Source organism: Stenotrophomonas sp. BIO128-Bstrain, assembly GCF_030128875.1.
Classification (GTDB): Bacteria; Pseudomonadota; Gammaproteobacteria; order Xanthomonadales; family Xanthomonadaceae; genus Stenotrophomonas; species Stenotrophomonas bentonitica_A.
Genome location: NZ_CP124620.1, coordinates 4285696 through 4309834, shown reverse-complemented (window position 1 = coordinate 4309834; position 24139 = coordinate 4285696). Strand labels below are relative to the sequence as shown.

Sequence of the window (24139 nt, the reverse complement as noted above, 5' to 3'; positions counted from 1 at the left end):
TCCAGCGGTCCTATACTCGGCGGTCATGTCGATTGCCGATCCCGTCTTCCTGCTGTTCACCACTTGCCCCGACGTGGCCTGCGCCACGCGGCTGGCACATGCGCTGGTGGACGAACGCCTGGCCGCGTGCGTGACGCGCCTGGACGGGGCGCACTCGACCTACCGTTGGCAGGGCGAGGTCACCGAGGACCACGAGGTCCAACTGTTGATCAAGACCACCGGCAGCCGCCTGGATGCCGCGATCGCGCGCGTGCAGGCCCTGCATCCGTATGAACTCCCCGAGTGCATCGCGGTCGAAACCCGCGCCGGCCTGCCGGCGTACCTGGATTGGATTCGGGCGCAGACCCGTGAGGAAAGTGATTGATGACGCTGTTTCGTCGTGTTGCCGCGCTGTGCGCGTTGCTCGTGGTCTCCCTGCCGGCCTGGGCCGTCAGTGAAAAAGACCTGCTCCCGGTCGATGAGGCCTTCGGGCTTACTGCGCAGGCGCGTGACCGCGATCGCGTGGAGATCAGCTGGAAGATCGCCCCGGGCTATTACCTGTACCGCCACCGCACCACGGTCAAGGCCGAGGCCGGCTTCGATGCCGAGGCGCTGCAGCTGCCGGCCGGCAAGAAGCACCACGATGACTTCTTCGGCGAGGTGGAAACCTACCGCGAGCGCCTGACCGGTGTCCTGCCCGGCAAGGCCGCCGACGGCGCCGACACCGTCACGCTGGAAGTGCGCTACCAGGGCTGCGCCGATGCTGGCGTGTGCTACCCGCCGCAGAAGCGCACGCTGCAGGTGAAACTGCCGGGCGGTGGCAGCGGCGCGGCCAGCACCGCCCCGGCTGCCGCCAGCGCTGCCGCCTCCCCGTTCAACAACCCGCTGGCCGGCAACAGCGGCACCGGCCTGCGCCTGCCCGGCACCAGCACCACCCAGGCGCTGCCGCTGCCCTCCGAGCGCGCGTTCGGCTTCGATGCGATCGTCGGCGATGGCAATACCGTGCTGCTGCGTTTCACCCCGGCGCCGGGCTACTACCTATATCGCGACCGCACCTCGCTGGCGCTCGAAGGTGCCCCGGGCATCCGCGCGGACAAGCCCACGTGGCCGGCTGCCAAATCGCACCGCGATGAACACTTCGGCGATGTCGCCGTGTATTTCGACCAGATCGATGTGCCGCTGCCCCTGCGCCGCAGCACCGCCGGTGCGACCGACGCCACGCTGGTGATCACCTTCCAGGGCTGCCAGACCGATGGCATCTGCTACCCGCCGATGACGCGCCGGGTGAAGCTGGCGCTGCCGGCCGGCACGATCAACGCCAAGGCCGATGAGGTCGCGCAGAAGACCGAGGTCATCGCCCCCCTGCCCAATCGCGACAAGCGCGACCAGGCCCGCAGCGACGCCGGCAGCCAGCCGATGCTGATCCGCCCGAACGAACCGGCGCTGGCCGTGCCCGGCGATACCGCCACCCCGCCCGATGCCAGTGCCGACAACGCGCAGCGCACCCCGCCGCCGGTGGCACCGGCCGCCGCACCCGGCAACCTGCTGGTGCTGCTGCTGTTCGCCGTCGCCGGTGGCCTGATCCTCAACCTGATGCCGTGCGTGCTGCCGATCCTGTCGCTGAAGGTGCTGGGCGTGGCGCAGAGTGGCGAGAGCCGCCAGCGCGCGCGCAGCCATGCGCTCTGGTACACCGCCGGCGTGCTGGTGGCGTTCGCTGCCATTGGCGCCCTGGTGATCGCGCTGCGGGCGGCCGGCCAGGCCGCGGGATGGGGCTTCCAGTTGCAGCACCCGTGGTTCATCGCCGCGCTGGTGTACCTGATGTTCGCCGTGGGCCTGAGCCTGTCGGGCGTGTTCACCCTCGGCGGCAGCCTGGGTGGCATGGGCCAGTCGCTGGCCTCGCGCAGCGGTCCGGTCGGCGATTTCTTCACCGGCGTGCTCGCCTGCGTGGTGGCCAGCCCGTGCGTGGCTCCGTTCATGGGGCCGGCCCTGGCCTACGCCTTCGCGGCACCCGGCCTGCAGGCGATGCTGGTGTTCCTGGCGCTCGGCCTGGGCCTGGCGCTGCCATTCCTGCTGATCGGCTTCGTGCCCTCGCTGGCGCGCCGCCTGCCGCGCCCCGGTGCGTGGATGGAAACCCTCAAGCTGGTGCTGGCCTTCCCGATGTACGGCACCGCGATCTGGCTGCTGTGGGTGCTGGGCAAGCAGCGCGGCGTGGACGCCATGGCGCTGGTGCTGGGCGGCCTGGTGATCCTGTCGCTGGCCCTGTGGTGGTTCGAGCGCAGCCGCTGGCGCAGCCAGCGCGTGGGCGGCCTGCTGGCCCTGCTGTTGGTGCTCGGCGCGCTGTACCCGATCTGGGGCGTGACCCGCCTGGATCCGCCGGCCAAGGCCGCACAGTCGGCCAGCGACAACGTGGTGGAGTACTCGCCGCAGATGCTGGACCGCCTGCGCCAGGACAACCGCGTGGTGTTCGTCAACATGACCGCCGACTGGTGCGTGACCTGCAAGGCCAACGAGCGCGCGGTGCTGGGCACCGACGCCTTCCGCGATACGTTGCGGCGGACCAACGCGGTCTACATGCGCGGCGACTACACCAATGTCGACCCGCAGATCACCGCCTTCCTGGATGAGCACAAGGCCGTCGGCGTGCCGCTGTACGTGGTCTACGGCCCGGGCGCCCCGCCGACCGTGCTGCCGACCGTGCTGACCCAGGCGCTGGTCGAAGAAGCGCTGCTGCGGACCGCGCGATGAGCCTGCGGCCACCACGGCGGACGGTCGTGGTGGCCGTGATCGCGGCCGTGCTGGGCATCGGCGTCGGCGTCTGGTTCGCCGGGCATGACGAGCGCCCGGCCACTGCCCCGCCACCGCCACGGCCGGCGGTGGTCGCGGCCCAACCGGGGGATCCGATGCCGGCGATCACCCTGCCGGACCTCCAAGGGAAACCGCAGGACCTGGCCAGCTTCCACGGGCGTCCGCTGCTGATCAATGTCTGGGCCAGCTGGTGCGGCCCCTGCGTGGAGGAAATGCCCGGGCTGACCGCCTTTGCCGATGCCCAGGGCGCTACGGGCGTGCAGGTGCTCGGGCTGGCGCTGGATACGCCCGAGGGCGTGCGCGATTTCCTGACCCGCGTCCCGGTCGCCTATCCGATCGTGCTCGATACCCCCGGGCCGGCCGATGCGAGCGTGCGCTTGGGCAATGCGCAGGGGCTGCTGCCGTACTCCGTGCTGATCGACGCGCAGGGGCGCATCGTGAAACAGAAGCTGGGGCCGTTTGCGGCCGGCGAAATCGAGGCCTGGGCAACGCCCTGACGCGCTTGGGCGAAGTGGCTGTTTGATCGGGGGGCCGTACGGGCCTGACCTGGGCTATTGACCGCCTCCGGCCTGCACCCAACAATGACGAGATCCATTCTCATCCACCGCCGGGCGCGCTTCGCCTTGCCGCCGGACCGCCCCCATGTTGAAGACCATCATTTTCCAGCTGCACTGGCTGCTGGGCATTACCGCCGGCACCGTGTTGGCGGTGATGGGCCTGAGCGGGGCCACGCTGGCCTTTGAAGACGAGATCATGCGCGCGGCCAACCCGGCCCTGGCGCAGGTGGTGCAGCGGCACGCGGCGGGCGAGCAGCCACTGGCCCTGACAGAGCTGCTGCCACGGCTGCAGCAGGACATGCCACAGCCGCTGCAGCGGCTGCGCGTGGACGCCACCGGGCAGCGCCTGTCGGTGGCGCGTTTCGAAGGCGGCCAGGCGAATTGGCGCTATTTCGATCCGTACACCGGCACCGTGCTCACCGGGCTGAAGGGGCTGGCCTTCTTCGCCTTCGTCGAGGATCTGCATCGCCACCTGGTCAGCGGTGAGCGCGGCAGCCTGATCACCGGTAGCTGCGCGATCGCGCTGGTGTTCTTCTGCCTGTCCGGCCTGTACCTGCGCTGGCCGCGGCGCTGGTGGCACTGGCGCACCTGGCTGGCGGTGGAGTGGGCACGCAGCGGGCGCAGTTTCCTGTGGAGCCTGCACTCGGTGGTCGGCACCTGGGTGCTGCTGGTCTACCTGATAATCGCGCTGACCGGGCTGTGGTGGTCGTTCGACTGGTACCGCAAGGGCGCAACCGCATTGCTTGGCGGCCCAACCGTCGAGCAGACCGCGCCGCGCACCCGTGGCGGCCCACTGGACCTGCACAAGGTGCAGACCACGCTGTACGCCTTGGAAGGCGTGCGGCGCGGGTACATCGACCTTCGTTTCCCGGCCAAGCCAGGCCGTGCGCTCACCAGCCGCGTGCAGGGAAGCAACACCGCGCACGACCGCGCGCAGGACATCCTCCAGCTCGATCCGTCCACGGGTGCCCTGCTCTCCTACGAGCCTTACCGCAGCAAGAACGTTGGCGGCAAGATCATCGTCAGTGTGTTCGCGCTGCACTCGGGCAGCTTCTTCGGGCTACCGGGTCGGATCATCGTGATGCTCTCCAGCCTGGGCATGCTGGTGTTCTTCATCACCGGCTGGATGCTGTACCTGGACCGCCGCCGCAAGAAACGCGACGTGCGCGCCTCGCGCCTGCCGCTGGCAACGGCCGTCGGCACCGGGCAGCCGTGGCTGGTGGCATTCGCCAGCCAGAGTGGCTTTGCCGAACAGCTGGCCTGGCGCACGGCTGCACAGCTGCAGGCGGCCGGCCTGCCGGTGCACGTCCGCCCGCTGTCGCAGGTGGATGCCGCAGTCCTGGCAGACACGGAGACCGCGTTGTTCGTCATCAGTACCTTCGGCGATGGCGAAGCACCGGACGCCGCGCGTGCCTTCGAGCGACGCGTACTGGCGCACGCCGCTGCGCTGCAGGGAATGAGGTATGCCGTGCTCGGGCTCGGCGATCGCGAGTACGGCCGCTTCTGTGGTTTCTCGCGCCAGGTGGATGGCTGGCTGGCGGCGCAGGGCGCGCAGCGGCTGTTCGCCAGCATCGAGGTGGATCGCACCGATGCGGTGCCACTGGCGCAGTGGCAGCAGCAGCTGGCCCTGCTGACCGGCGTTGAGGACCACACGCCGCTGCCGGCGCCGGTCGCGCTGCAGCCGTGGGCACTCGGTGCGCGAACCGTGCTCAATCCGGGCAGCGCCGCCCGGGCGATCTGGCAGGTGGCACTGCACCCGCCGGCCCACGCGCACTGGCAGGCCGGTGACATCCTGGAGATGGCGCCCCGCCACGCGCGTGCCCACGTGCTGGCGGCACTGGCCCGCAACGGCCTGGATCCGCAGGCACCGGTGACGGTCGATGGACGGATCACGACGCTGCTCGAAGCGGCTGCCGCGCGCGTGCTGCCGGAGGCTGTGGAGCCACGTGATCCCGCCGCCGCAGCCGATGCCGCGCTGGCTGGCGCGGCTGCCGGCGCTGCCCCATCGCGAGTACTCGATCGCCTCGGTACCGGCCGATGGGGCCGTGCAGCTGGTGATCCGCCTGACCGCGCTGCCCGACGGCCGCCATGGGCTGGGCTCTGGCTGGCTGTGCGTGCATGCCACCGAGGCGGAGAGCATCGCGGCCCGGGTACGTCGCAACACCGGCTTCCATCGCCATCCCGAGCATGCCCCGATGCTGCTGATCGGCAACGGCACCGGTATCGCCGGCCTGCGCAGCCTGCTGCGCGAAGCGGACACACAGGGCGACCGCGGGCACTGGCTGGTGTTCGGCGAGCGCACCCGCGCGCACGATTTCCTCTATCGCGAGGAGATCGAGGCCTGGCAGGCGAAGGGCCATCTGAGCCGCGTGGACCTGGCGTTCTCGCGCGATGCCGAGGGTGGCGGCTATGTGCAGGATCGTCTGCGCGCCGCACCGGAGGCACTGCGCGCATGGGTGGATCTGGGTGGCAGCATCTATGTGTGCGGCTCGCTGCACGGCATGGCCGAAGGCGTCGATGCGGTGCTGCGCGAGGTACTGGGCAACGATCCGGTCGATGCCCCGCTCAACGACGGACGCTACCGTCGCGATGTGTACTGAGCAACGCCCGGCCGCTCAGGGGAACCAGCGGCGCAGATAGCGCGCCGTCGCCCCCTGCCTGGCCCGGCTGACCTGTGCCGGCGTGCCCTCGGCCACGATCCGTCCGCCCTCTTCGCCAGCCCCCGGCCCCACGTCGATCACCCAGTCCGCATCGGCCACCACGCGCAGGTCGTGCTCGACGACCATCACCGTGTTGCCGGCATCCACCAGACCGTGCAGCTGCGCCATCAGCTTGTCCACGTCGGCCGGATGCAGGCCGGTGGTCGGCTCGTCCAGCACGTACAGGCTGCTGCCGTGCTGGCTGCGCTGCAGCTCGGTGGCCAGCTTGATCCGCTGCGCTTCGCCGCCGGACAGCTCGGTGGCGGGCTGGCCCAGGCGCAGATAGCCCAGCCCGATATCCCGCAGCAGCTGCAGCGGCCGCTGCACCGGTGGCTCGTCGGCGAAGAACGCCAACGCCTCCTCCACCGTCATCGCCAGCACCTGCGCGATGTTGCGCCCGTTCCACTGCACCTCCAGCGTCTTGGCGTTGTAACGCTGCCCGTGGCAGGTAGGGCACGGCGCATAGACGCTGGGCATGAACAGCAGTTCGACGTGGACGAAGCCCTCGCCTTCGCAGGTCTCGCAGCGGCCGGCGGCGACGTTGAAGGAGAAGCGGCCGACGCTGTAGCGCCGCGCCTTGGCCGAGCGTGTACCGGCGAACAGCCGGCGCACATGATCGAACAGGCCGGTATAGGTCGCCAGATTCGAGCGCGGCGTGCGCCCGATCGGCTTCTGATCCACATTGACCAGGCGCTTGATCGCCTTGGCCCCGTTCAAGCGGCCACGCGTGCGTTCGATGCGGCTGGGCTGCGGCAACTCGCTGTCGGTTTCCTCGGTCAGCGGCTCCTGGCCCAGGTGTTCGCCCACCAGCTCCACCAGTGCCTGGCTGACCAGACTGGACTTGCCCGAGCCGGAGACGCCGGTGACTGCGGTGAACGCACCAAGCGGAAAGCGCGCCTCCACGCCATGCAGATTGTTGCGGTGGACGCCCTGCAGGCCCAGCCAGCCGGACGGCGCGCGCGGCGTGCGGCGCGTGCCGGTGGCGTCCTGGAACAGATACGGCGCAGTGACCGAGGCTTTGACCGTGCGCAGGCCGTCCGGCGGCCCGCTGTAGAGCACCTGGCCGCCATGCTGCCCTGCGCCGGGGCCGACATCCACCAGCCAGTCCGCGCGGCGCAGCATCTCCAGATCATGCTCGACCACGAACAAGGTATTGCCGCCGGCCTTGAGCTGGGCCAGCGCGTCGTACAGGGCCTCGCCATCGGCCGGATGCAGGCCGGCGGTGGGTTCATCCAGCACGTACACCACGCCGAACAGGCTGGAACGGATCTGCGTCGCCAGGCGCAGGCGCTGCAGTTCGCCCGGCGACAGCGTCGGGGTCGCGCGGTCCATCGACAGATAACCCAGGCCCAGCGACTGCAGCGTGCCGATCCGCTCGACCAGATCGTGCGCGATGCGCTGTGCCGCGATGCGTTTCTCTTCGGACAGATCCGGCGTGCGGCGTACGTCGCTGCCGCCGGCATGCGCATTGCCACCGGCGGCGACGCGCTTGGCGGTGGCCTGCCGGCCTGCGCTGCGGCTGCGTGTGGCCGTAGCGGCCGGTGCATCGAAGTGGCCTTCGGCCGCAGGACGCAGCGCCTGCGCCATCGCACTGAGCGGCAGCTGCGACAGCGTGCCGATGTCCATGCCGGCGAATGTCACCGACAGCGCCTCGCGCTTCAACCGGCGGCCATCACAGACCGGGCACTGGGCGCCGATCATGTAGCGGGCCACGCGCTTTTTCATCATCGCGCTCTGCGTGGTCGCAAAGGTGTGCAGCACATAGCGGCGCGCACCGCTGAAGGTGCCCATGTAGCTGGGTTCTTCCTTGCGCCGCAGCGCGGCGCGGGTTTCGGCCGGGGTGAAGCCGGCGTAGACCGGCACCACCGGTTGTTCCTCGGTGAACAGGATCCAGTCACGCTGTTTCTTGGGCAGATCGCGCCAGGGAACATCCACGTCGTAGCCCAGCGTGACCAGGATGTCGCGCTGGTTCTGCCCGTGCCACGCCGGCGGCCACGCGGCGATGGCGCGCTCGCGGATGCTCAGCGACGGATCGGGCACCATCGATTGCTCGGTCACCTCATACACGTAGCCCAGGCCGTGGCAGTTCGGGCAGGCGCCCTGCGGCGTGTTCGGCGAGAAGTCTTCGGCGTACAGCATGGGTTGCCTGGCCGGATAGGTACCGGCGCGCGAGTACAGCATCCGCAGCAGACTCGACAACGTGGTCACGCTGCCGACGCTGGAGCGCACGCTGGCGGTGCCGCGCTGCTGCTGCAGGGCCACGGCCGGTGGCAGCCCTTCGATCGCATCCACATCCGGCACGCCGACCTGGTCGATCAGCCGGCGCGCATACGGCGACAGTGATTCCAGGTAGCGGCGCTGTGCCTCGGCGTAGAGCGTGCCGAACGCCAGCGACGACTTGCCCGAGCCGGAGATGCCGGAGAACACCACCAGCGCATCGCGCGGGATCTCGACATCCACGTTCTTCAGGTTGTGTTCGCGTGCACCCCGGACGCGCACGAAGGCATCCGGGGCAGTGGGAGGCGACGGCCGGCGCGTGGATTTCTTCATACGTGGACAATAGCGAACCACAGCGCCGGCTCACCGCCGGTGAAGAACGGTGAGCGCGGCCTTGACGCAGCCTCAGGCCGTCGCCCGCACACGCGCCGGCGGCGGTGGCGTCACGACGAAGGCATCCACCGCTTCGCCCAGCAGCGAGGCCTGGCGGTCCAGGGCGCGCGCCGAGGCCGAAGCCTCTTCCACCAGCGCCGCATTCTGCTGCGTGCTGCCATCCATCTGCAGCAACGTCTGGCTCACCTGCTCGATGCCCGCCGTCTGCTGCTGCGACGCGGCTGAAATGCTGGCCATGATCGATGTCACCCGCTGCACGCTGCCGACGATCTCACCCATGGTCGCACCCGCGTCATCGACCTGGCGCGTGCCGGCATCGACCTTCTCTACCGAGGCTTCGATCAGCTGCTTGATCTGGCGCGCAGCGTCGGCACTGCGCTGTGCCAACAGGCGTACTTCGCTGGCCACCACCGCGAAGCTGCGCCCCTGCTCGCCGGCCCGCGCCGCTTCCACGGCGGCGTTCAGGGCCAGGATGTTGGTCTGGAACGCGATCCCGTCGATCACCCCGGTGATCTCCCCGATCCGCCGCGAGGACAGGGCGATATCGGCCATGGTGGTGACCACCTGCGCCACCGATTCGCCACCGCGGGCCGCAACTTCGGCCGCGCGTATCGCCAGTTGGTTGGCCTGCTGCGCTGAATCCGCGTTCTGCCGGACGGTGGCCGAGAGCGCCTCCATCGACGAGGCCGTCTCTTCCAGGTGCGCCGCCTGGCGCTCGGTGCGATCGGAGAGGTCGTGGTTGCCGGCGACGATCTCCCCGGCGGCATGGTTGATCGCCAGCGACGCCTGCTGGATGCGCGCGACGATGTCGGTCAGCTGCATCACCGTGGCATTGGCATCGTCGCGCAGGCGGGCGAACACGCCGTGGAAGTCACCGTGCATGCGGACGCGCAGATCGCCCTGCGACAGCGCCGAGAGCAGCCCCTGCAGCCCGGACAGATTGCTCTGGAAGGTATCGAGCAGGTGGTTGATGCTCAGGGCCAGGGTTTTGACGAAGCCCTGCTTGTCGTCCACCGAGATGCGCCCGTGCAGTTCCCCCCGTGCGGCGGCGTCCACCAGTGCGGCGACTTCGTTTTCCACCGTGGTTTCCAGCGCGCGGCTGCGCCACTCCACCGCTGCGCCCAGCAGCTGGCCGTGGTCCACGATCGGGGTGATCACCAGCTGGTAGCGGATGCCCGCGTGCTCGATCTCGCGGCTGGCGCGCTGGCCGGCCTGCAGCGTCGGCACCAGGGTGGCGAAGGCCGGATGCAGGGCGGCAGCCGGTTGGCCGCTCCAGTCCGCGTGCGTGAGCTGCAGTTCGGCCAGCAGCGCCTGGTTGAGGAAACCGATCTGCCCCTCACCGTCGAGCACCATCACCCCGGTCTGTGCGCAGTCCAGCGCCTGGCGGGCACGGGTGTTGTCGCGCGCCACCGCGCGCTCGGCGTCGATCCGCTCACGCAGGCGGTGCTGCATGTGGCGCAGGCGCGCGGCCAGCTGGCCGATTTCATCGTGCGGATTATGCAGGGGCAGGACGGTGTCGAGCCGATCCTCGGCGATGTCCTCGGCAAAGCGCAACGTATCGGTGATCGGATGGCGGACCGCGCGCAGCACCAGCAGCAGCGTGGCGATCAACACCACCGCGACCAGCAGCAGCGTGAGCGCGAATACGATCCCCATGGTGCTGGCCCGCGCGGCCTGTCGCTCGCGTGCCGCCGCCAAGGCCCGCGTCTGCGCCTGTTGCAGCGCCTGCAGCCCCGGGCCGATCTGGGCCGCGGTCTCGGCCAGTGACTGCGCTTCCACGTCCAGCCCGATGCGGGCAGCGGTGTAGGCCAACAGCGCGCCCTGGTAGTCGTCCATCTGCGTCCGCAGTGCCTCCTGCATCTCCGGCCCCAGGCGCGCCTGGCCCAGTGCGAGATCGAAGGGCAGCTTCTGTTCGCTGGCGCGATCGGTGTGCGCCGAATCGCCGGTGAGCAGCAGCAGGCTCTCCTCGCGGCGCATCTTCTGCAGCTGGGCCATCAGCGCCGGGCGCGCGCTGGCCTCGACGCTGGCCTCCAGCGTGGCAGCCGCTGCCTCCAGCTGTGCACGCAGGCCGGCATAGCCGCGTCCCATCTCGTCCACGCGGGCGTTCAATGCGGTGATGCCCTCGGCAAAGTCGGCTGCCCGCGTCGCCAACTCACGCAGCGCACCGGCACTGCCGGCATCGTGCGGATCGCGCTGCAGCTGGGCCAGCGTGGCCTGCAAGCGCTGGTGCGCCGCCTGCAGGGCGTCGCGATCGACATCATCGAAGGTGCTGGCATACCGTGTCTGCAGGCGTCTCGCCTCGGCGACCTCGGTTGCCAGCGTGGCGGCCAGCGCGGCCTCCTGCTGGTGGGCGGCGAAGGTCTCGGCCGCCCGCTCGGTATCATGCCGCGTCCAGCCGTACACCACGGCCACCGCGAACAGGCCCAGGCCGCAGATCAGCAGGCTGGCCCTGAGTTTCTGTGCCACGCTGAGACGACCGAGCCCGGCCAACCGGGACGGCGGGGCCAGACGGAAGCGGAACCGGTCGCCCAGGCGGGCGACGAACAACGACAGGCGGCGGGGGACGGCCGACATCACGTACTCCAGGCGGAAGGACGCATCGATATCGGCGGGTTTTGGATGAACTTTAGGGCCCATCTCAACCAGCGGCCATGGCGTCGCCAGCGGCTCCCGTTGTAAGCGAGCCAGACGACGGAGTGATGACGGTCCGGCGACGAGCGCCCTGCGGCTCGGGGTATCCCTCGCAGGGACAGCGCCTTCACGGCGATTGCGCTGAACTAGCGCTGGGGTCGCGGCCGGGGCCGCTGCAGGCGCCGGTGCGCGCCACCGCACCTCGGGCCGATCACGACGCACCAACGCCATACCGCACGGAGAGAGACCGCCATGAATGCCGCCTTCAAGATCTTTCTGCTCGCCGGTGCACTGCTGTACGGCCTGCCGGGGCTGGTGTGGTGGGTGAACCATCGGCGGGCCAAGCGCGCACGGCTGGCCCAGGGCGCGATCAGCGTCGAGGTGCGCGCGCCATGAGCGGAAGCGAAAGCACCCGGGCGCCCCTCACTGAAGAACAGCGGCAGATCCTTCGCGATATCAACGCTACGCGTCCGGTCAGCGATGAGGCGGCCAACTGGGCCGTCAAGGCCGGCTACGCCGCGCAGGCCGAAGATGGTGACATCGACCTCACCCAGGCCGGTCGCCAGCGGGTGGACTCCAGCACGCTGTAGGGGGCCACTGCCCTCGCCCGTCATTCCGTGCGCCGGAGGTCATCCGTCCGAATGACACTTGAAGGGCGTTCCGGCCCGTGCGAAAAGTGACGCCCGCTCTGGTCCGATTGAAGCAGGCACTGCCGATGAAACGCTTCCCCGCTGTTGTCGCCGCCGTGCTCGTAGCCGCCGGCCGCCGTGCTCGTAGCCGCCGGCATGCTCGCGCCCCTGGCGGCATTCGCTGGCGAGGAGGCCGAAGATGCCGCTGCCCTCACGCGCACCATCACCGGATTGGATGACCAGGTCTTCGACGCTTACAACCGCTGCGACCTGGAGACCTTTACCCGCTACTTTTCGCCTACCGTCGAGTTCTATCACGACAGCGGCGGGGCCACGTTCGATCGCGACACGGTGGTCTCCAACACGCGCAAGTACATTTGCCACAAGGTCCGCCGCGAACGGGTTCCCGGGACGCTCAAGGTCTACCCGATCAAGAACTTCGGCGCGATCGAGGAAGGCGAGCACCGCTTCTGCGAGGTGGCCACCGGCAAGTGCGAAGGCAGCGCGAAGTTCGTGATGGTCTGGCAGCACAAGGACGGGCAATGGCAGATGACCCGGGTGCTGAGCTACGGCCATCGCGCGTTGACCGTGGCTGAAAAGGCGGCGCTGGAGACGACAGGACAAAAGTGAGGCCTGGCAGGGTCGGTCCGCACTGTCACCGTGCGCCTGAGGGATTGCCGGTACCACACCGCACTGACCGCTGATCCTGTCAGGCCGCCACGGCATCGATCCGCTGGAGGGGAGCCGTACCCTACCGATCCGGCAGGCACGTCCCGCTCAGCGCCGACGTGAGGTCGCGCGCGGCTGCAACGCGTCCAGGGCGCCAGCATTGCGGCGCGCCCAGTCGTAGATCAGTTCGATCGGTTCGACCAGTTGCCGCCCCAGCGGGGTCAATGTGTACTCCACCGAGGGCGGCACGGTGGGGTACTCGGTGCGCAGCACGATCCCCGCATGCTCCATGTCACGCAGTGTCTGGATCAGCATCTTCCTGGAGACGGCCGGCAGGCTGCGGTGCAGCGCGTTGCTGCGGGCGGTACCGTCATGCCGCACGGCCAGGGTGTGCAGCACCATCGAGGTCCACTTGGTGCTGAACAGCTCCAGCACCCGCCGGGGGGCGCAATCCTCTCGCCAGTGCTCTTCGGGAGTACCCGTTTTCATGTGTGGTTACCGTTTGGTGCCTTCTTTCGAGGCGTACCTCGATATCCTAAGGTGTGCGCCTGTAAAGCAATGAAAGAGGCGACATCGTGAGGCAGAAAGCGTTGGTGGTCGGTGCAACCGGCATCGTGGGCAGTGCACTGATACAACGGCTGCTTCAGGAGGGCTGGGAAGTTCACGGCCTGGCCCGTCGGCCCGATTCGCTGCCCGCCGGCGCCCACGGCGTCTGCGCCGACCTGCACGATGCGCAGGCCACGCGCGCTGCGCTGTCCGGACTGGCACCCACGCACGTGTTCATCACCACCTGGTCCCGGCAGGCCAACGAGACCGAGAACATCCGGGTGAACGGCGCGATGGTGCGTCACCTGCTGCAGGCCCTGGCGCCGGCTGGCACGGTGCAGCACGTAGCGCTGGTGACGGGCCTGAAACACTACCTCGGCCCGTTCGAGGCGTACGCGCAGGGCAACCTGCCGCAGACGCCCTTCCGTGAAGAACAACCGCGCCTGCCCGTGGACAACTTCTACTACGCACAGGAAGACGAGGTGTTTGCCGCCTCCGCCCGCGATGGCTTCCACTGGAGCGTGCACCGTCCGCACACGGTGATCGGCGCGGCGGTGGGCAATGCCATGAACATGGGCACGACCCTGGCCGTGCACGCGAGCCTGTGCAGGCACACCGGGCGCCCGTTCCAGTTCCCCGGTTCGCTCGCCCAATGGGAGGGGCTGACCGACATGACCGATGCCGGGCTGCTGGCGCGTCATCTGCTGTGGGCCACGCAGACACCGGCCGCCGCCAACCAGGCCTTCAACGTGGTCAACGGCGACGTGTTCCGGTGGCGCTCGATGTGGGGCCGGATCGCGGCGTGGTTCGATATCGAGGCCGTGCCCTTCAGTGGCCACGTGCGGCCGCTGGCGGCGCAGATGGCCGACGATGCCGCGCCCTGGTCCGCACTGGCCGCCACGCACGGTCTGGCAGAGCCGGATATCCATCGGCTGATCTCGCCCTGGCACACCGATGCCGATCTCGGGCGCCCGCTGGAGGTGATCACGGACATGTCCAAAAGCCGCCGGATGGGCTTCCTGGACTACCAGCCCAGCGACGATGCGTTCTTCGACCTGTTCGCCCGCCTGCGGGCGGCGCGCCTGATCCCCTGATCGAGCCGGAGCCACGGGCGACCGACGGGCTCCAGCCCCGGCAGCGGGGGCGAACGGGGGGTGTTCCAAAGCGGCGCCCGGCAGCGATACCCTATCGTTGCCGCCCCGTGTCGCCTGCAGTACGGGCCACCGGGTTCCGGAGCCGCCCCCCGCCGATCGCAGGTACCGCTTGAGTTCTTCACCTTCCCCCGGCTCCCACCGCGAGCGGGATTCCGAGCGCGTCAAGATGGCGCTGGCCGCCGGCGCGATCATCGGCACCTGGTTCTGGGACGTGGCCCGGGACAACCTCACGGTGGATGATGCCCTCGCCCTGGCCCATGGCCTGGACCCTGCCCTGGCGCGCACCGAACTGCGGCTGGAACAGGTGGTCGCCGCCGTTCATCCCGACGACCGCGCCGGCCTGGCCGATGCGATCGCCGAGGCGGTCCGCCGGGGCGGTCGCTATGCGCACCAGTACCGTACCCGCGGCCCGGACGGCGCGTACCGCTGGATCGAAGCGATCGGCCGGGTGGATCTCGATGCGCAGGGAGAGGCCATCGGCTTCCCCGGCGTGCTCATCGATATCGACGAACGCCGCCGAATCGAAGCCGAGCGGGACCAGGCACAGACCCTGCTGCGCTCCTTCGTCGAGGCAGCCCCCGGCGTGGTGTATGCCAAGGACCGCCAGGGCCGGATCCTGATCGGCAACCGCGGCACCACCGACCTCATCGGCCTGCCGCCGGAGGTGTACGTGGGCCGCACCGATGCCGAACTGCTGAACGACCCAGCCCAGGCCGCCACGGTCATGGCCACCGACGAGCGGGTCATGGCCAGCGGGCAGACCGAGCAGCTCGAAGAGGAAGTGAGCTTCCCCGATGGCCGGCGCGCCTACTGGCTGTCGACCAAGTCACCGTTGCGTGACGCCGACGGCACCGTGGTCGGCCTGGTCGGCACCTCGCTGGACATCACCGACCGCAAGGCCGCCGAGGCGCGCCACCTGGAAGTGGAGGAGCGCTATCGGCTGGCCGCCCAGGCCACCAACGATGCGATCTGGGACTGGCGGATCTCCGATGGCCATGTGATCTGGAACGAGGCGCTCACCACCCTGTTCGGCCATCCTCTGGCCGAGACCACGGCGCAATGGTGGCTGGACCACATCCATCCCGATGACCGTGCGCGCGTCGATGCCGACATCCATGCGGTGATCGAAGGCGGCGGGACGAGCTGGAACAGCGAATACCGGTTCCGGCGCGCCGATGGCAGCTTTGCGCCGGTGCTCGACCGCGGCACCGTATTGCGTGGCGGCGTGGGTGAGCCGCTGCGGATGATCGGCGCGATGCTCGACCTGACCGTCCGCAATACCGCCGAAGCTGCGCTGGCCAAGAGCGAGGAACGCCTGCGCTTTGCCACCGAGGCCGGTGACATGGGCTTCTGGGATGTCGACCTGGTCCGCGATGAACTGATCTGGCCGGCACGGACCAAGGCGATGTTCGGCATCTCGCCCGGGGTGGCAGTGACGTTGCGCGACTTCTACGACGGCATCCATCCCGATGACAGCGAGGCAACCTTCGCGGCCTTCGCCGCCGCGGCCGACCCGGCCCGGCGCGCGCTCTACGACGTGGAGTACCGCACCGTCGGCAAGGAAGACGGTGTCGTGCGCTGGGTGGCGGCAAAGGGGCGTGGCCATTTCGAAGGCGACCGCTGCGTGCGGGTGGTCGGCGTGGCGATCGAGATCACGGCGCGCAAGCTCGCCGACGCACGCCTGCAGGAATTGAACGAACACCTCGAGAGCCGCGTGCTCGAAGAGGTCGCCGAACGCACGCGCGTGGAAGATGCCCTGCGCCAAAGCCAGAAGATGGAGGCGGTGGGCCAGTTGACCGGCGGCATCGCGCACGACTTCAACAACATGCTCGCCACCGTGATCGGCCCGCTGGACCTGCTTGCGATGCGCATGGGCGACAGCGATCCGCGCGCCAAGCGCTATATCGACATGGCCATCGACGGCGCGACCCGGGCCGCGCAGCTGACCCAGCGCCTGCTGGCGTTTTCCCGGCAACAGCCCGTGCAGCCGGTGCCCTTGGACGTGAACCACCTGGTGGCGGGCATGTCCGACCTGCTGGTGCATTCGCTGGGCAGCAGCATCCGCCTGGAGACCGTGTTGGCCGCGCAGGTGTGGTGCACCTTCGCCGATGCCAATCAGCTGGAGAACGTGATCCTCAACCTGGCCGTCAACGCGCGCGACGCGCTGCCGGGCGGCGGGCGGCTGGTGGTGGAAACGGCCAACTGCCGGATCGCCTCTGCCGCAGACGCCATGCGTGCCGACGTGCCCACCGGTGAGTACGTGCTGATCACCGTGGCCGACAACGGCGGCGGCATGCCACCGGAGGTGATCGCCAAGGCCTTCGATCCGTTCTTCACCACCAAGAAGGTCGGCCAGGGCACCGGGCTGGGCCTGTCACAGGTGTACGGCTTCGTCCGCCAATCGGCCGGGCACGTGAAGATCCATTCCTCGCTCGGCAAGGGAACGACGGTGGCGCTGTATCTCCCGCGCCGGGAGGGGGAGATCGACGCGGGTCCTTCGACAGCACCCGCGGACAGTCGCCCGCTGAGCGGTGGCCGCGAGCTGGTCCTGGTCGTGGAAGACGAACCGGGCGTGCGACAGTTTTCCATCGAGGCGCTGAGCGAACTGGGCTACCCGGTCCTTGCCGCCGACGGTGCGGCCGGCGCGCTGGCGCTGCTCGAGCAGCATCCGGACATCGCGCTGCTGTTCACCGATGTGGTGATGCCGGAGGTCAACGGCCGGCAACTGGCCGACGAAGCCCTCAAACGGCGGCCCGACCTGAAAGTGCTGTTCACCACCGGCTACAGCCGCAATGCGCTGGAACACGATGGGGTGCTGGACCCCGCAGTCCACGTGATCGGCAAGCCCTTCACGCTGGAAGATCTGGCGCTGCGGGTGCGCGCGGTGCTGGCAGAGGTGCGGTGATCCCGGCGCCGGCATGCCGTGCTGGGACAGGGGCCGCACGCGAATTTCAAACAACCGTTTGAAACACGCGTAACTTCGCCGAACTGGACACGATCCACCAGTTCCGCCAGACTCCGCCCTTTCCTGTTGTTCGACACCCATGGCGAAACTGCTGGTCCTGCATGGCCCCAACCTCAACCTGCTCGGCACGCGCGAGCCGGGGGTCTATGGGCACACCACGCTGGCGCAGATCGACCAGGCCCTGCTGGCCCAGGCGCAGGCCGCGGGCCATGCCCTGGAGAACCTGCAGTCCAACGCCGAGCACGTGCTGGTGGACCGCGTGCAGGCCGCCCGGGACGACGGCACCGCCTTCATCCTGATCAACCCGGCGGCGTTCACCCACACCTCGGTGGCCCTGCGCGATGCGCTGGCCGCGGTGGACCTGCCCTTCATCGAGATCCATCTGTCCAACCCGCATGCACGCGAGCCCTTCCGCCAGCACAGTTATTTCAGCGACAAGGCGGTCGGGGTGATCTGTGGGTTCGGTGCGGACAGCTATCGCTACGCGATGGATGCAGCGCTGACCCGGCTGGCGGCCGCTTCGGCGTGATGACGCTGCCGCGGGTCCTGGCCAGCGTCGCGCTGTGGGGCTGCCTGTGCGGCGCCGCCATCGCCGCTGATCGCAGCGCGGAAGGCATCGACTGCGCGCAGCCGAGCGGCACCATGGAATCAGACCTGTGCGCCTCGGATGTGGCCAGCGAGGCCGATACCGAATTGAACGCGGTGTACGCCCAGGCGCGCCAGCAGTTGCGCAGCCAGGCTGCCGAAGGCGCCTGCACGCACTGCGCCGATGCCGAGAAGCAGCTGGTCCTGGCCCAGCGCGCGTGGATGCAGCTGCGCGACCACGACTGCGACGCGGTCTACGCCTTCAACGCCGATGGCACCTCGCGCAATGGCGCGCAGATGCATTGCCTGACCACCCTCGCGCGCGACCGTACGCGGCAGCTGCGCGATTTCTACGAACTGCTTTGACCCGAGCGCACCGCGCTTTCCCTCTCCACTGACATCAAGACCACAGAGGCCCCTATGGATCTCCGCAAAATCAAGAAGCTGATCGACCTGCTGGAAGAGTCGAACCTCGCCGAAATCGAAATCAAGGAAGGCGAAGAGTCCGTGCGCCTGTCGCGCGCGCCCGTCTCCGGCTACGGCATGGTGCAGGCCCAGCCGCAGATGATGATGGCCCCGGCACCGGCCCAGGCCGCTGCCCCGGCGATGCCGATGCAGTCGCCGACCGAAGCCTCCACCGGTGGCACCGCCAAGGCCGGCAACGCCCTGCCGGACGGCCACGTGCTGCGCGCGCCGATGGTCGGCACGTTCTACGCCTCGTCCTCGCCGGACAAGCCGGCCTTCGTGTCGGTCGGCCAGGCCGTCAAGGCCGGTGAAACGCTGGCGATCATCGAAGCGATGAAGATGTTCAACCCGATCGAAGCCGATGTTTCCGGCACCATCGTCGCCATCCTGGGCGAAAACGGCCAGCCGGTCGAATTCGACCAGCCGCTGTTCGTGATCGGCTAAGGATTAGTCCATGCTCGACAAAGTCGTTATTGCCAACCGAGGGGAGATCGCGCTGCGCATCCTGCGCGCGTGCCATACCCTGGGCATCCGCACGGTGGCTGTGCATTCCACGGTCGACCGCAACCTCAAGCACGTGGCCATGGCCGACGAGTCGGTCTGCATCGGTCCGGCACCGTCCTCGGAGAGCTACCTCAACATCCCGGCCCTGATCGCTGCGGCGGAAGTCACCGACGCGCAGGCCATCCACCCGGGGTACGGCTTCCTCTCGGAGAACGCCGACTTCGCCGAGCGCGTGGAAGAATCCGGTTTCATCTTCATCGGCCCCAAGGCCGACACCATCCGCCTGATGGGCGACAAGGTGGAAGCGATCCGCGCGATGAAGGCGGCCGGCGTGCCGTGCGTGCCCGGCTCGGGCGGCCCGCTGACCGACGACATCGTGGCCAACACCAAGATCGCCCGTGAAATCGGCTACCCGGTCATCATCAAGGCCTCCGGTGGCGGTGGCGGTCGTGGCATGCGCGTGGTGCATGCCGAGGCCTCGCTGAAGGCGGCGATCGAGACCACCAAGTCCGAAGCCAAGGCCGCTTTCAGCAACGATCAGGTCTACATGGAGAAGTTCCTGGAGAATCCGCGCCACGTGGAGATCCAGGTGCTTGCCGACGGCCAGGGCAACGCCATCCACCTCGGTGAACGCGACTGCTCCATGCAGCGCCGCCACCAGAAAGTGGTGGAAGAAGCGCCGGCACCGGGCATCACCGCCGAGCTGCGCGACGAGATCGGCAAGGTCTGCGTGGAAGCCTGCATCCGCATCGGCTACCGCGGCGCGGGTACCTTCGAGTTCCTGTTCGAAGACGGTCGCTTCTACTTCATCGAAATGAACACCCGCGTGCAGGTGGAACATCCGGTGACGGAGATGGTGACCGGCATCGACCTGGTCTGCGAGCAGCTGCGCATCGCCGCCGGCCAGAAGCTGAGCATCAAGCAGAGCGACGTGGTGCTGACCGGCCACGCGATCGAATGCCGCATCAACGCCGAAGATGCCGAAACCTTCGTGCCGAGCCCGGGCCAGATCACCGCGTTCCATCCGCCGGGTGGCCCCGGTGTGCGCGTGGATACCCACATCTACAGTGGTTACCGCGTGCCGCCGAACTACGACTCGATGATCGGCAAGCTGATCGTGCACGGCCCGGATCGCGAGACCGCGATCGCGCGCATGCGCGTGGCGCTGAGCGAACTGGTCGTGGACGGCATCAAGACCAACGTCGCGCTGCAGCAGCGCATCATGCGCGACAAGGGCTTCCAGGCCGGTGGACAGAACATCCACTACCTGGAAAAGCGCCTGGCCGAACGCAAGAACAAGTCGATCGCGTTGACCTGATCGCTTGCGCGGGACGCTGGACAGCAGAAAGGCGGGGATTTCCCCGCCTTTTTGTTTGCGCGAACCGAGCTGCCATGGCCCGCGATGCCGGTGGCGCCAAGCCGGGGTTGGTTGACCCGAGCCATGGCGAAGGCACGCCGCGGCCCCGCAGGACGGGGCATGCCGCGCGTGCTTACCGCTTGGCGGTATCGGCCGCGGTGACCTGCGAATTCTTCACCGGCTCCACGCCCAGCGACGAGGTCGGATCGACGATCACCATCGTCTCGGTGGAACCATCCGGCCACACCACCTGGAAGGTGCTACCGGTCGGCAACGAAGCGAACGGCATGCCACTCTGCGCGCGATACACCGCAGCGACCTGACTGGCACCGGCACGACGCACTTCGGCATCGGCCTTGACCGAGGTCAACTGCACCTTGGACAGGCTTCGGTAACGATCATCGTAGGTATCGATCATCACCAGGCCCACTGCTCCGGCCGAGTACGCGAGGAACAACGCCACCCAGAACCAGAATTTCGCACCGTGCAGGATTCGACGGTAATTCATCGCCCATTCCTCTGCTTGACCAGCTCTTCGACCAACACGTTCATTTTCCCCGCACCTTGCCGCGATACCGCGGCGTCATACACAAAAGTGGCAAAGTCCTGCCCACCGTTCTGCGAACAGATCCCTCCGTTCGCGCAGAAATTGTTCATCAGCACACTGTCCGGGCCGCAGGCCATACCCAGTTCGCAGGCCGCCAGCCGCCAGGCCAGTTCGCTGAACTGATCGCCGGCCACCAGGCCGCTCATCGCGCTGTCCCCGCTGGCGCGCTGACCCATGCCTGGCGCGAGCGCCATGAAGGCTTCCGGATCGCGCGAATCCATCACGCGCTCGACCAGGCCGCGACGATAGGCCGGGGCGGTTTCCAGCGGATGACCTTCGGCGAACAGCGACGCCTCCGCAGCCAGGTTGCCGGCCTTGGCAGCCTCCAGACGCTGGGTCAGGATCAACGGGCGGCCGAGATTATCGCTGCTGACGAAGCCCGCGCAGCGGCGCGACACGCGCTCGCGCGCGGCGACCATCGGTGCCGACGCGCTCATGCCCATGCCGGTGAGCAGGGTGTTGTCGAGCTGGTAACCGCCCGGGTCCATCGCGTACATGGCGCAGTAGTCGTACACCCGGCTCACCATCCACCCGGCCTCGGCGTTGCCATTGGCGGCCTGGAACTGCAGCCGCTGCGCGTAGGCGAACAGGTCGGTGTCGCCTTCGATATCCGCGCGCAGGTCCAGCGGAAGGCCCGAGGCCACCGCGGTGCCGCGCTCGCTGCCGAGCAGACGCCGGGCCAGCTGCCGCGCTTCGGCCGGAACCGCGCTGGTGGCCTCGCCGGCCTGCGGCCCATCCACCTGCGAGGTGGCCGGTTCGGCGTGCAGCACCCGATCGCCCGCGCGATAGCCCACCACCCCCAGCAACGCCAAGGCCGGTACGACCAGCAACCAGGTTTTCAGGGTCGGCACGAGCGCCATGGGCAGGACGTCACAGGCTGTCAGCGGTTGACAGCAGAACGCCGAGTTTAGCAAGCAGCCGCGAGGCTGTCTGAACCGGCTGTCAGGCCAATCTTACCGGCCGGCGAGACGCCCGCGCCGCGCGGCCGCCGGGACCATCGGCCCGCACTGGTCTAACATGCACGGTTTTCCGCCGGTCCCCTGCCCCATGCCCTTCCTGGAACTCACCCTGCACTGCACCGAAGCCACCCAGCCGCGCTATGAGAATGCGCTGGACGACGTGGGCGCGCTGGCGGTGACCCTGCTCGATGCCGATGCCGACACCAGCAACGAGCGCGCGATCCTGGAGCCGGGCGTGGGCGAGACGCCACTGTGGAACGACCTGGTGCTGACCGCGCTGTTCCCGGGCGACACCAATGCGCTGGCCCTGCTGGCCGCGCTGGACGCCTTCGATCCGGGCCTGGACTGGGCCAATGCCAGCTTCCGCGCCGTGGCCGACGAAGACTGGGAACGCGCCTGGATCGACCAGTTCCAGCCGATGGCCTTCGGCGACCGCACCTGGATCGTGCCGTGGAACCACGACCTGCCGGAGGCCGCGCAGGCCGAGGATGCCGCCGTGGTCCGCCTGGACCCGGGCCTGGCGTTCGGCTCGGGCACCCACCCCACCACCGCGCTGTGCCTGCGTTGGCTGGACGGGCTGGCCACCGAAGGCGCGCTGGCCGGCAACACCGTGCTCGATTTCGGCTGCGGCTCGGGCATCCTTGCCCTGGCGGCGCTGAAGCTCGGGGCTGCCCGCGCGGTGGGCGTGGACAACGACCCGCAGGCGGTGATCGCCACCGGTGACAACGCCGAGCGCAATGGTCTTCAGGACCGGGTGCAGGTCTATCTGCCGGAGGACGAACCGCAGGCCACGTACCCGGTGGTGGTGGCGAACATCCTCGCCTCGGCCCTGGATGCACTGGCCGAAGTGCTGGCCGCGCGCGTCGCCCCGGGCGGTCGCATCGCGCTGTCGGGCATCCTGCACGGGCAGGAAGGTGAACTGCTGGAGCGCTATGCCCCGGCCTTCGAGCAGCTGGCCGTGGCACAGGATGGCGACTGGATGCGCATCACCGGCGTCCGCCGTGCTTGAATAGCCCGTCCCCTGCCCGGTCCCTTGCCCATGTCCGAGCCTCCGATGCCGCCGCGACGCCCGCTCGCCACGTTCCTGCGTCCGTCTGCGCCGGCCCCGGCCGAACCGGCGGATCGTCCGGCCGTACCCGATGACACGCCGCCTGCGCCGTCGATGACATCCGTGGGCGATCGCATCGCGCCGCTGGCGGTGGAACAGGTGATCGATGCACAGCCGCTGCATGCGCCGCAGCGGTCCGCGCCGGCACCTGGCATCGGGGTCGACTCCGACGCTGATGCCGCATACCGGTTCGTCGCCGACGCGGCGCCCGCAGCCGCGCCGGTCGGGCAGGCGCAGGCGCCAGCGCCATCGCCTTCGACAGCGCTGTCCGATGACGGGCGCGCCTTGGGCGGGGACGCACCCACCCCGGCCACGGCTGCCCTGCCGCAAGCCGACGCGATCACCACGCCGAGTTTCCTGCGCCTGCCCGGTGCGCGCCTGCGCACGCCACGCTGGCAGTGGGGCATGGTTGCCGGGCTGGCCGCGCTGCTGCTGGTGCAGATCGCGGTGGCCGACCGCGCCCGGCTGGCTGCCGATGCCGGCACGCGGCCCTGGATTACCGGGCTGTGCAGCGTGCTGCGCTGCGCCTTGCCGGCCTGGCGCGAGCCGACCGCTTTCAGCATGCTCAGCCGCGATGTACGCCCCGTTGCCGGCGTGGCCGGCGCGCTGCAGGTGCAGGCGAGCATCCGCAACGATGCACGCTGGGCCCAGGCCTGGCCGTCGCTGCGGCTGTCCCTGTCCGATGCCGATGGCCGCGTGATCGGCACCAATGTGTTCGCGCCGGCCGACTATCTGGATCGCGCGACGGACCCGGCCGCTACGCTGGAACCGGGCCAGAGCGCACAGATCGCCTTCCGCGTGCGGGAGCCTGCGGCGTCTACGGTCGCATTCACCTTTGAGTTCCTCTGAGGCACCGCCGGGCTGCCAGAGCGTGGCAGGCGGCCCACGCACGCGCTAGACTGACCCCATCATCATTCCGCCGTGGGCTGTTGTCCGCCCCGGCTCTTGCACCGGGAAACTCCTTGAACGCTGTCCTTTCTCGTCCTGACAACAGTCGTGGCGCGCCCAAGCCACCCCTGCGCGAACACGTGGCCCAGTCGGTCAGGCGCTACCTGCGGGACCTGGATGGCTGCGATGCGGACGATGTCTACGAGATCGTGCTGCGCGAGATGGAAATCCCGCTGTTCGTGGAAGTGCTCAACCATTGCGAAGGCAACCAGAGCCGCGCCGCTTCGATGCTCGGCATCCACCGCGCCACCCTGCGCAAGAAGCTGAAGGAATACGGCATCACCACCTGATGCCGGGCCGGGCGCGCGCATCGTGCCCGAGGAAAAGAAGGCCGGATCGAGCACGCCTCGGTACCGGCCTTC

At 68.9% G+C, this 24139-nt stretch carries 20 protein-coding genes and 1 pseudogene; 16 read left to right on the top strand and 5 right to left on the bottom strand.

The window, feature by feature from the left end:
• Positions 1 to 25 precede the first annotated feature (25 nt).
• From cutA to POS15_RS19565, 4 genes and pseudogenes are all read left to right on the top strand, one after another.
• On the top strand, positions 26 to 364 hold the full coding sequence (cutA, locus tag POS15_RS19580; RefSeq protein WP_019183549.1) for a divalent-cation tolerance protein CutA: 339 nt from the start codon (positions 26 to 28) through the stop codon (positions 362 to 364).
• Positions 364 to 2724: a protein-disulfide reductase DsbD domain-containing protein gene (locus POS15_RS19575; protein WP_019183548.1), complete on the top strand. Its 2361-nt coding sequence runs from the start codon at positions 364 to 366 to the stop codon at positions 2722 to 2724. Before cutA ends, POS15_RS19575 begins: the two co-directional genes overlap by 1 nt.
• A complete protein-coding gene (locus tag POS15_RS19570; RefSeq protein WP_284128718.1) occupies positions 2721 to 3281 on the top strand; it encodes a TlpA disulfide reductase family protein in 561 nt (186 codons plus the stop codon). Before POS15_RS19575 ends, POS15_RS19570 begins: the two co-directional genes overlap by 4 nt.
• A gap of 145 nt (positions 3282 to 3426) precedes the next feature.
• Positions 3427 to 5941, top strand: a pseudogene (locus POS15_RS19565) (sulfite reductase flavoprotein subunit alpha).
• Between the two features lie 15 nt (positions 5942 to 5956).
• On the opposite strand, the gene POS15_RS19560 reads toward POS15_RS19565, so the two are convergent.
• The gene (locus POS15_RS19560; protein WP_284128717.1) at positions 5957 to 8590 is read right to left on the bottom strand and encodes an excinuclease ABC subunit UvrA; all 2634 of its coding nucleotides are present in this window, start codon (positions 8588 to 8590) and stop codon (positions 5957 to 5959) included.
• Positions 8591 to 8662: 72 nt separating this feature from the next.
• Positions 8663 to 11224: a methyl-accepting chemotaxis protein gene (locus POS15_RS19555; protein WP_284128716.1), complete on the bottom strand. Its 2562-nt coding sequence runs from the start codon at positions 11222 to 11224 to the stop codon at positions 8663 to 8665.
• 309 nt (positions 11225 to 11533) lie between these two features.
• Between POS15_RS19555 and POS15_RS19550 the strand changes: the two genes are divergently transcribed.
• The 3 genes from POS15_RS19550 to POS15_RS19540 all read left to right on the top strand — a co-directional run bounded on the left by POS15_RS19550 (position 11534) and on the right by POS15_RS19540 (position 12540).
• Positions 11534 to 11677, top strand: coding sequence for a hypothetical protein (locus tag POS15_RS19550; protein ID WP_019183543.1), 144 nt, complete (start codon positions 11534 to 11536; stop codon positions 11675 to 11677).
• Entirely contained in the window at positions 11674 to 11871 is a 198-nt protein-coding gene (locus tag POS15_RS19545; RefSeq protein WP_070426068.1) for a hypothetical protein, read from the top strand. The genes POS15_RS19550 and POS15_RS19545 overlap by 4 nt, the downstream gene beginning before the upstream one ends.
• Positions 11872 to 12066: 195 nt before the next feature.
• Positions 12067 to 12540 carry a nuclear transport factor 2 family protein gene (locus tag POS15_RS19540; RefSeq protein ID WP_284128715.1) on the top strand — a complete coding sequence of 158 codons (474 nt, stop codon included), beginning with the start codon at positions 12067 to 12069 and terminating at the stop codon, positions 12538 to 12540.
• A gap of 147 nt (positions 12541 to 12687) precedes the next feature.
• Here POS15_RS19540 and POS15_RS19535 read toward each other — a convergent pair whose 3' ends face one another.
• Complete coding sequence (locus POS15_RS19535) at positions 12688 to 13068, bottom strand: helix-turn-helix domain-containing protein (RefSeq protein WP_070472191.1); 381 nt, start codon at positions 13066 to 13068, stop codon at positions 12688 to 12690.
• An 83-nt stretch (positions 13069 to 13151) separates the two neighbouring features.
• Here POS15_RS19535 and POS15_RS19530 point away from each other — a divergent pair, with 83 nt between their 5' ends.
• From POS15_RS19530 to accC, 6 genes are all read left to right on the top strand, one after another.
• Positions 13152 to 14219, top strand: a complete 1068-nt coding sequence (locus POS15_RS19530) for an SDR family oxidoreductase (RefSeq protein WP_284129671.1) — start codon at positions 13152 to 13154, stop codon at positions 14217 to 14219.
• A 169-nt stretch (positions 14220 to 14388) separates the two neighbouring features.
• Positions 14389 to 17184, top strand: coding sequence for a PAS domain-containing protein (locus tag POS15_RS19525; protein WP_284128714.1), 2796 nt, complete (start codon positions 14389 to 14391; stop codon positions 17182 to 17184).
• Between the two features lie 139 nt (positions 17185 to 17323).
• Positions 17324 to 17773 (top strand): type II 3-dehydroquinate dehydratase, encoded by a 450-nt coding sequence (gene aroQ, locus POS15_RS19520; protein ID WP_284128713.1) that lies wholly within the window; start codon positions 17324 to 17326, stop codon positions 17771 to 17773.
• On the top strand, positions 17773 to 18195 hold the full coding sequence (locus POS15_RS19515; protein WP_070426076.1) for a lysozyme inhibitor LprI family protein: 423 nt from the start codon (positions 17773 to 17775) through the stop codon (positions 18193 to 18195). Before aroQ ends, POS15_RS19515 begins: the two co-directional genes overlap by 1 nt.
• A gap of 54 nt (positions 18196 to 18249) precedes the next feature.
• Entirely contained in the window at positions 18250 to 18738 is a 489-nt protein-coding gene (gene accB / locus POS15_RS19510) for an acetyl-CoA carboxylase biotin carboxyl carrier protein (RefSeq protein WP_019183531.1), read from the top strand.
• Positions 18739 to 18748: 10 nt separating this feature from the next.
• Positions 18749 to 20116: an acetyl-CoA carboxylase biotin carboxylase subunit gene (gene accC / locus POS15_RS19505; RefSeq protein WP_019183530.1), complete on the top strand. Its 1368-nt coding sequence runs from the start codon at positions 18749 to 18751 to the stop codon at positions 20114 to 20116.
• A gap of 172 nt (positions 20117 to 20288) precedes the next feature.
• Here the strand turns inward: accC and POS15_RS19500 are convergent, their stop codons facing one another.
• A complete protein-coding gene (locus POS15_RS19500) occupies positions 20289 to 20663 on the bottom strand; it encodes a hypothetical protein (protein WP_284128712.1) in 375 nt (124 codons plus the stop codon).
• On the bottom strand, positions 20660 to 21622 hold the full coding sequence (locus tag POS15_RS19495) for a hypothetical protein (protein ID WP_019183528.1): 963 nt from the start codon (positions 21620 to 21622) through the stop codon (positions 20660 to 20662). Before POS15_RS19495 ends, POS15_RS19500 begins: the two co-directional genes overlap by 4 nt.
• Positions 21623 to 21809: 187 nt before the next feature.
• On the opposite strand from POS15_RS19495, the gene prmA reads away from it, so the two are divergent.
• The 3 genes from prmA (at position 21810) to fis (ending at position 24067) form a co-directional block, all read left to right on the top strand.
• A complete protein-coding gene (prmA, locus tag POS15_RS19490; protein ID WP_284128711.1) occupies positions 21810 to 22730 on the top strand; it encodes a 50S ribosomal protein L11 methyltransferase in 921 nt (306 codons plus the stop codon).
• A gap of 30 nt (positions 22731 to 22760) precedes the next feature.
• Positions 22761 to 23678, top strand: coding sequence for a DUF3426 domain-containing protein (locus tag POS15_RS19485; RefSeq protein ID WP_284128710.1), 918 nt, complete (start codon positions 22761 to 22763; stop codon positions 23676 to 23678).
• Positions 23679 to 23791: 113 nt separating this feature from the next.
• Complete coding sequence (gene fis, locus POS15_RS19480; protein ID WP_026069829.1) at positions 23792 to 24067, top strand: DNA-binding transcriptional regulator Fis; 276 nt, start codon at positions 23792 to 23794, stop codon at positions 24065 to 24067.
• Positions 24068 to 24139 lie beyond the last annotated feature (72 nt).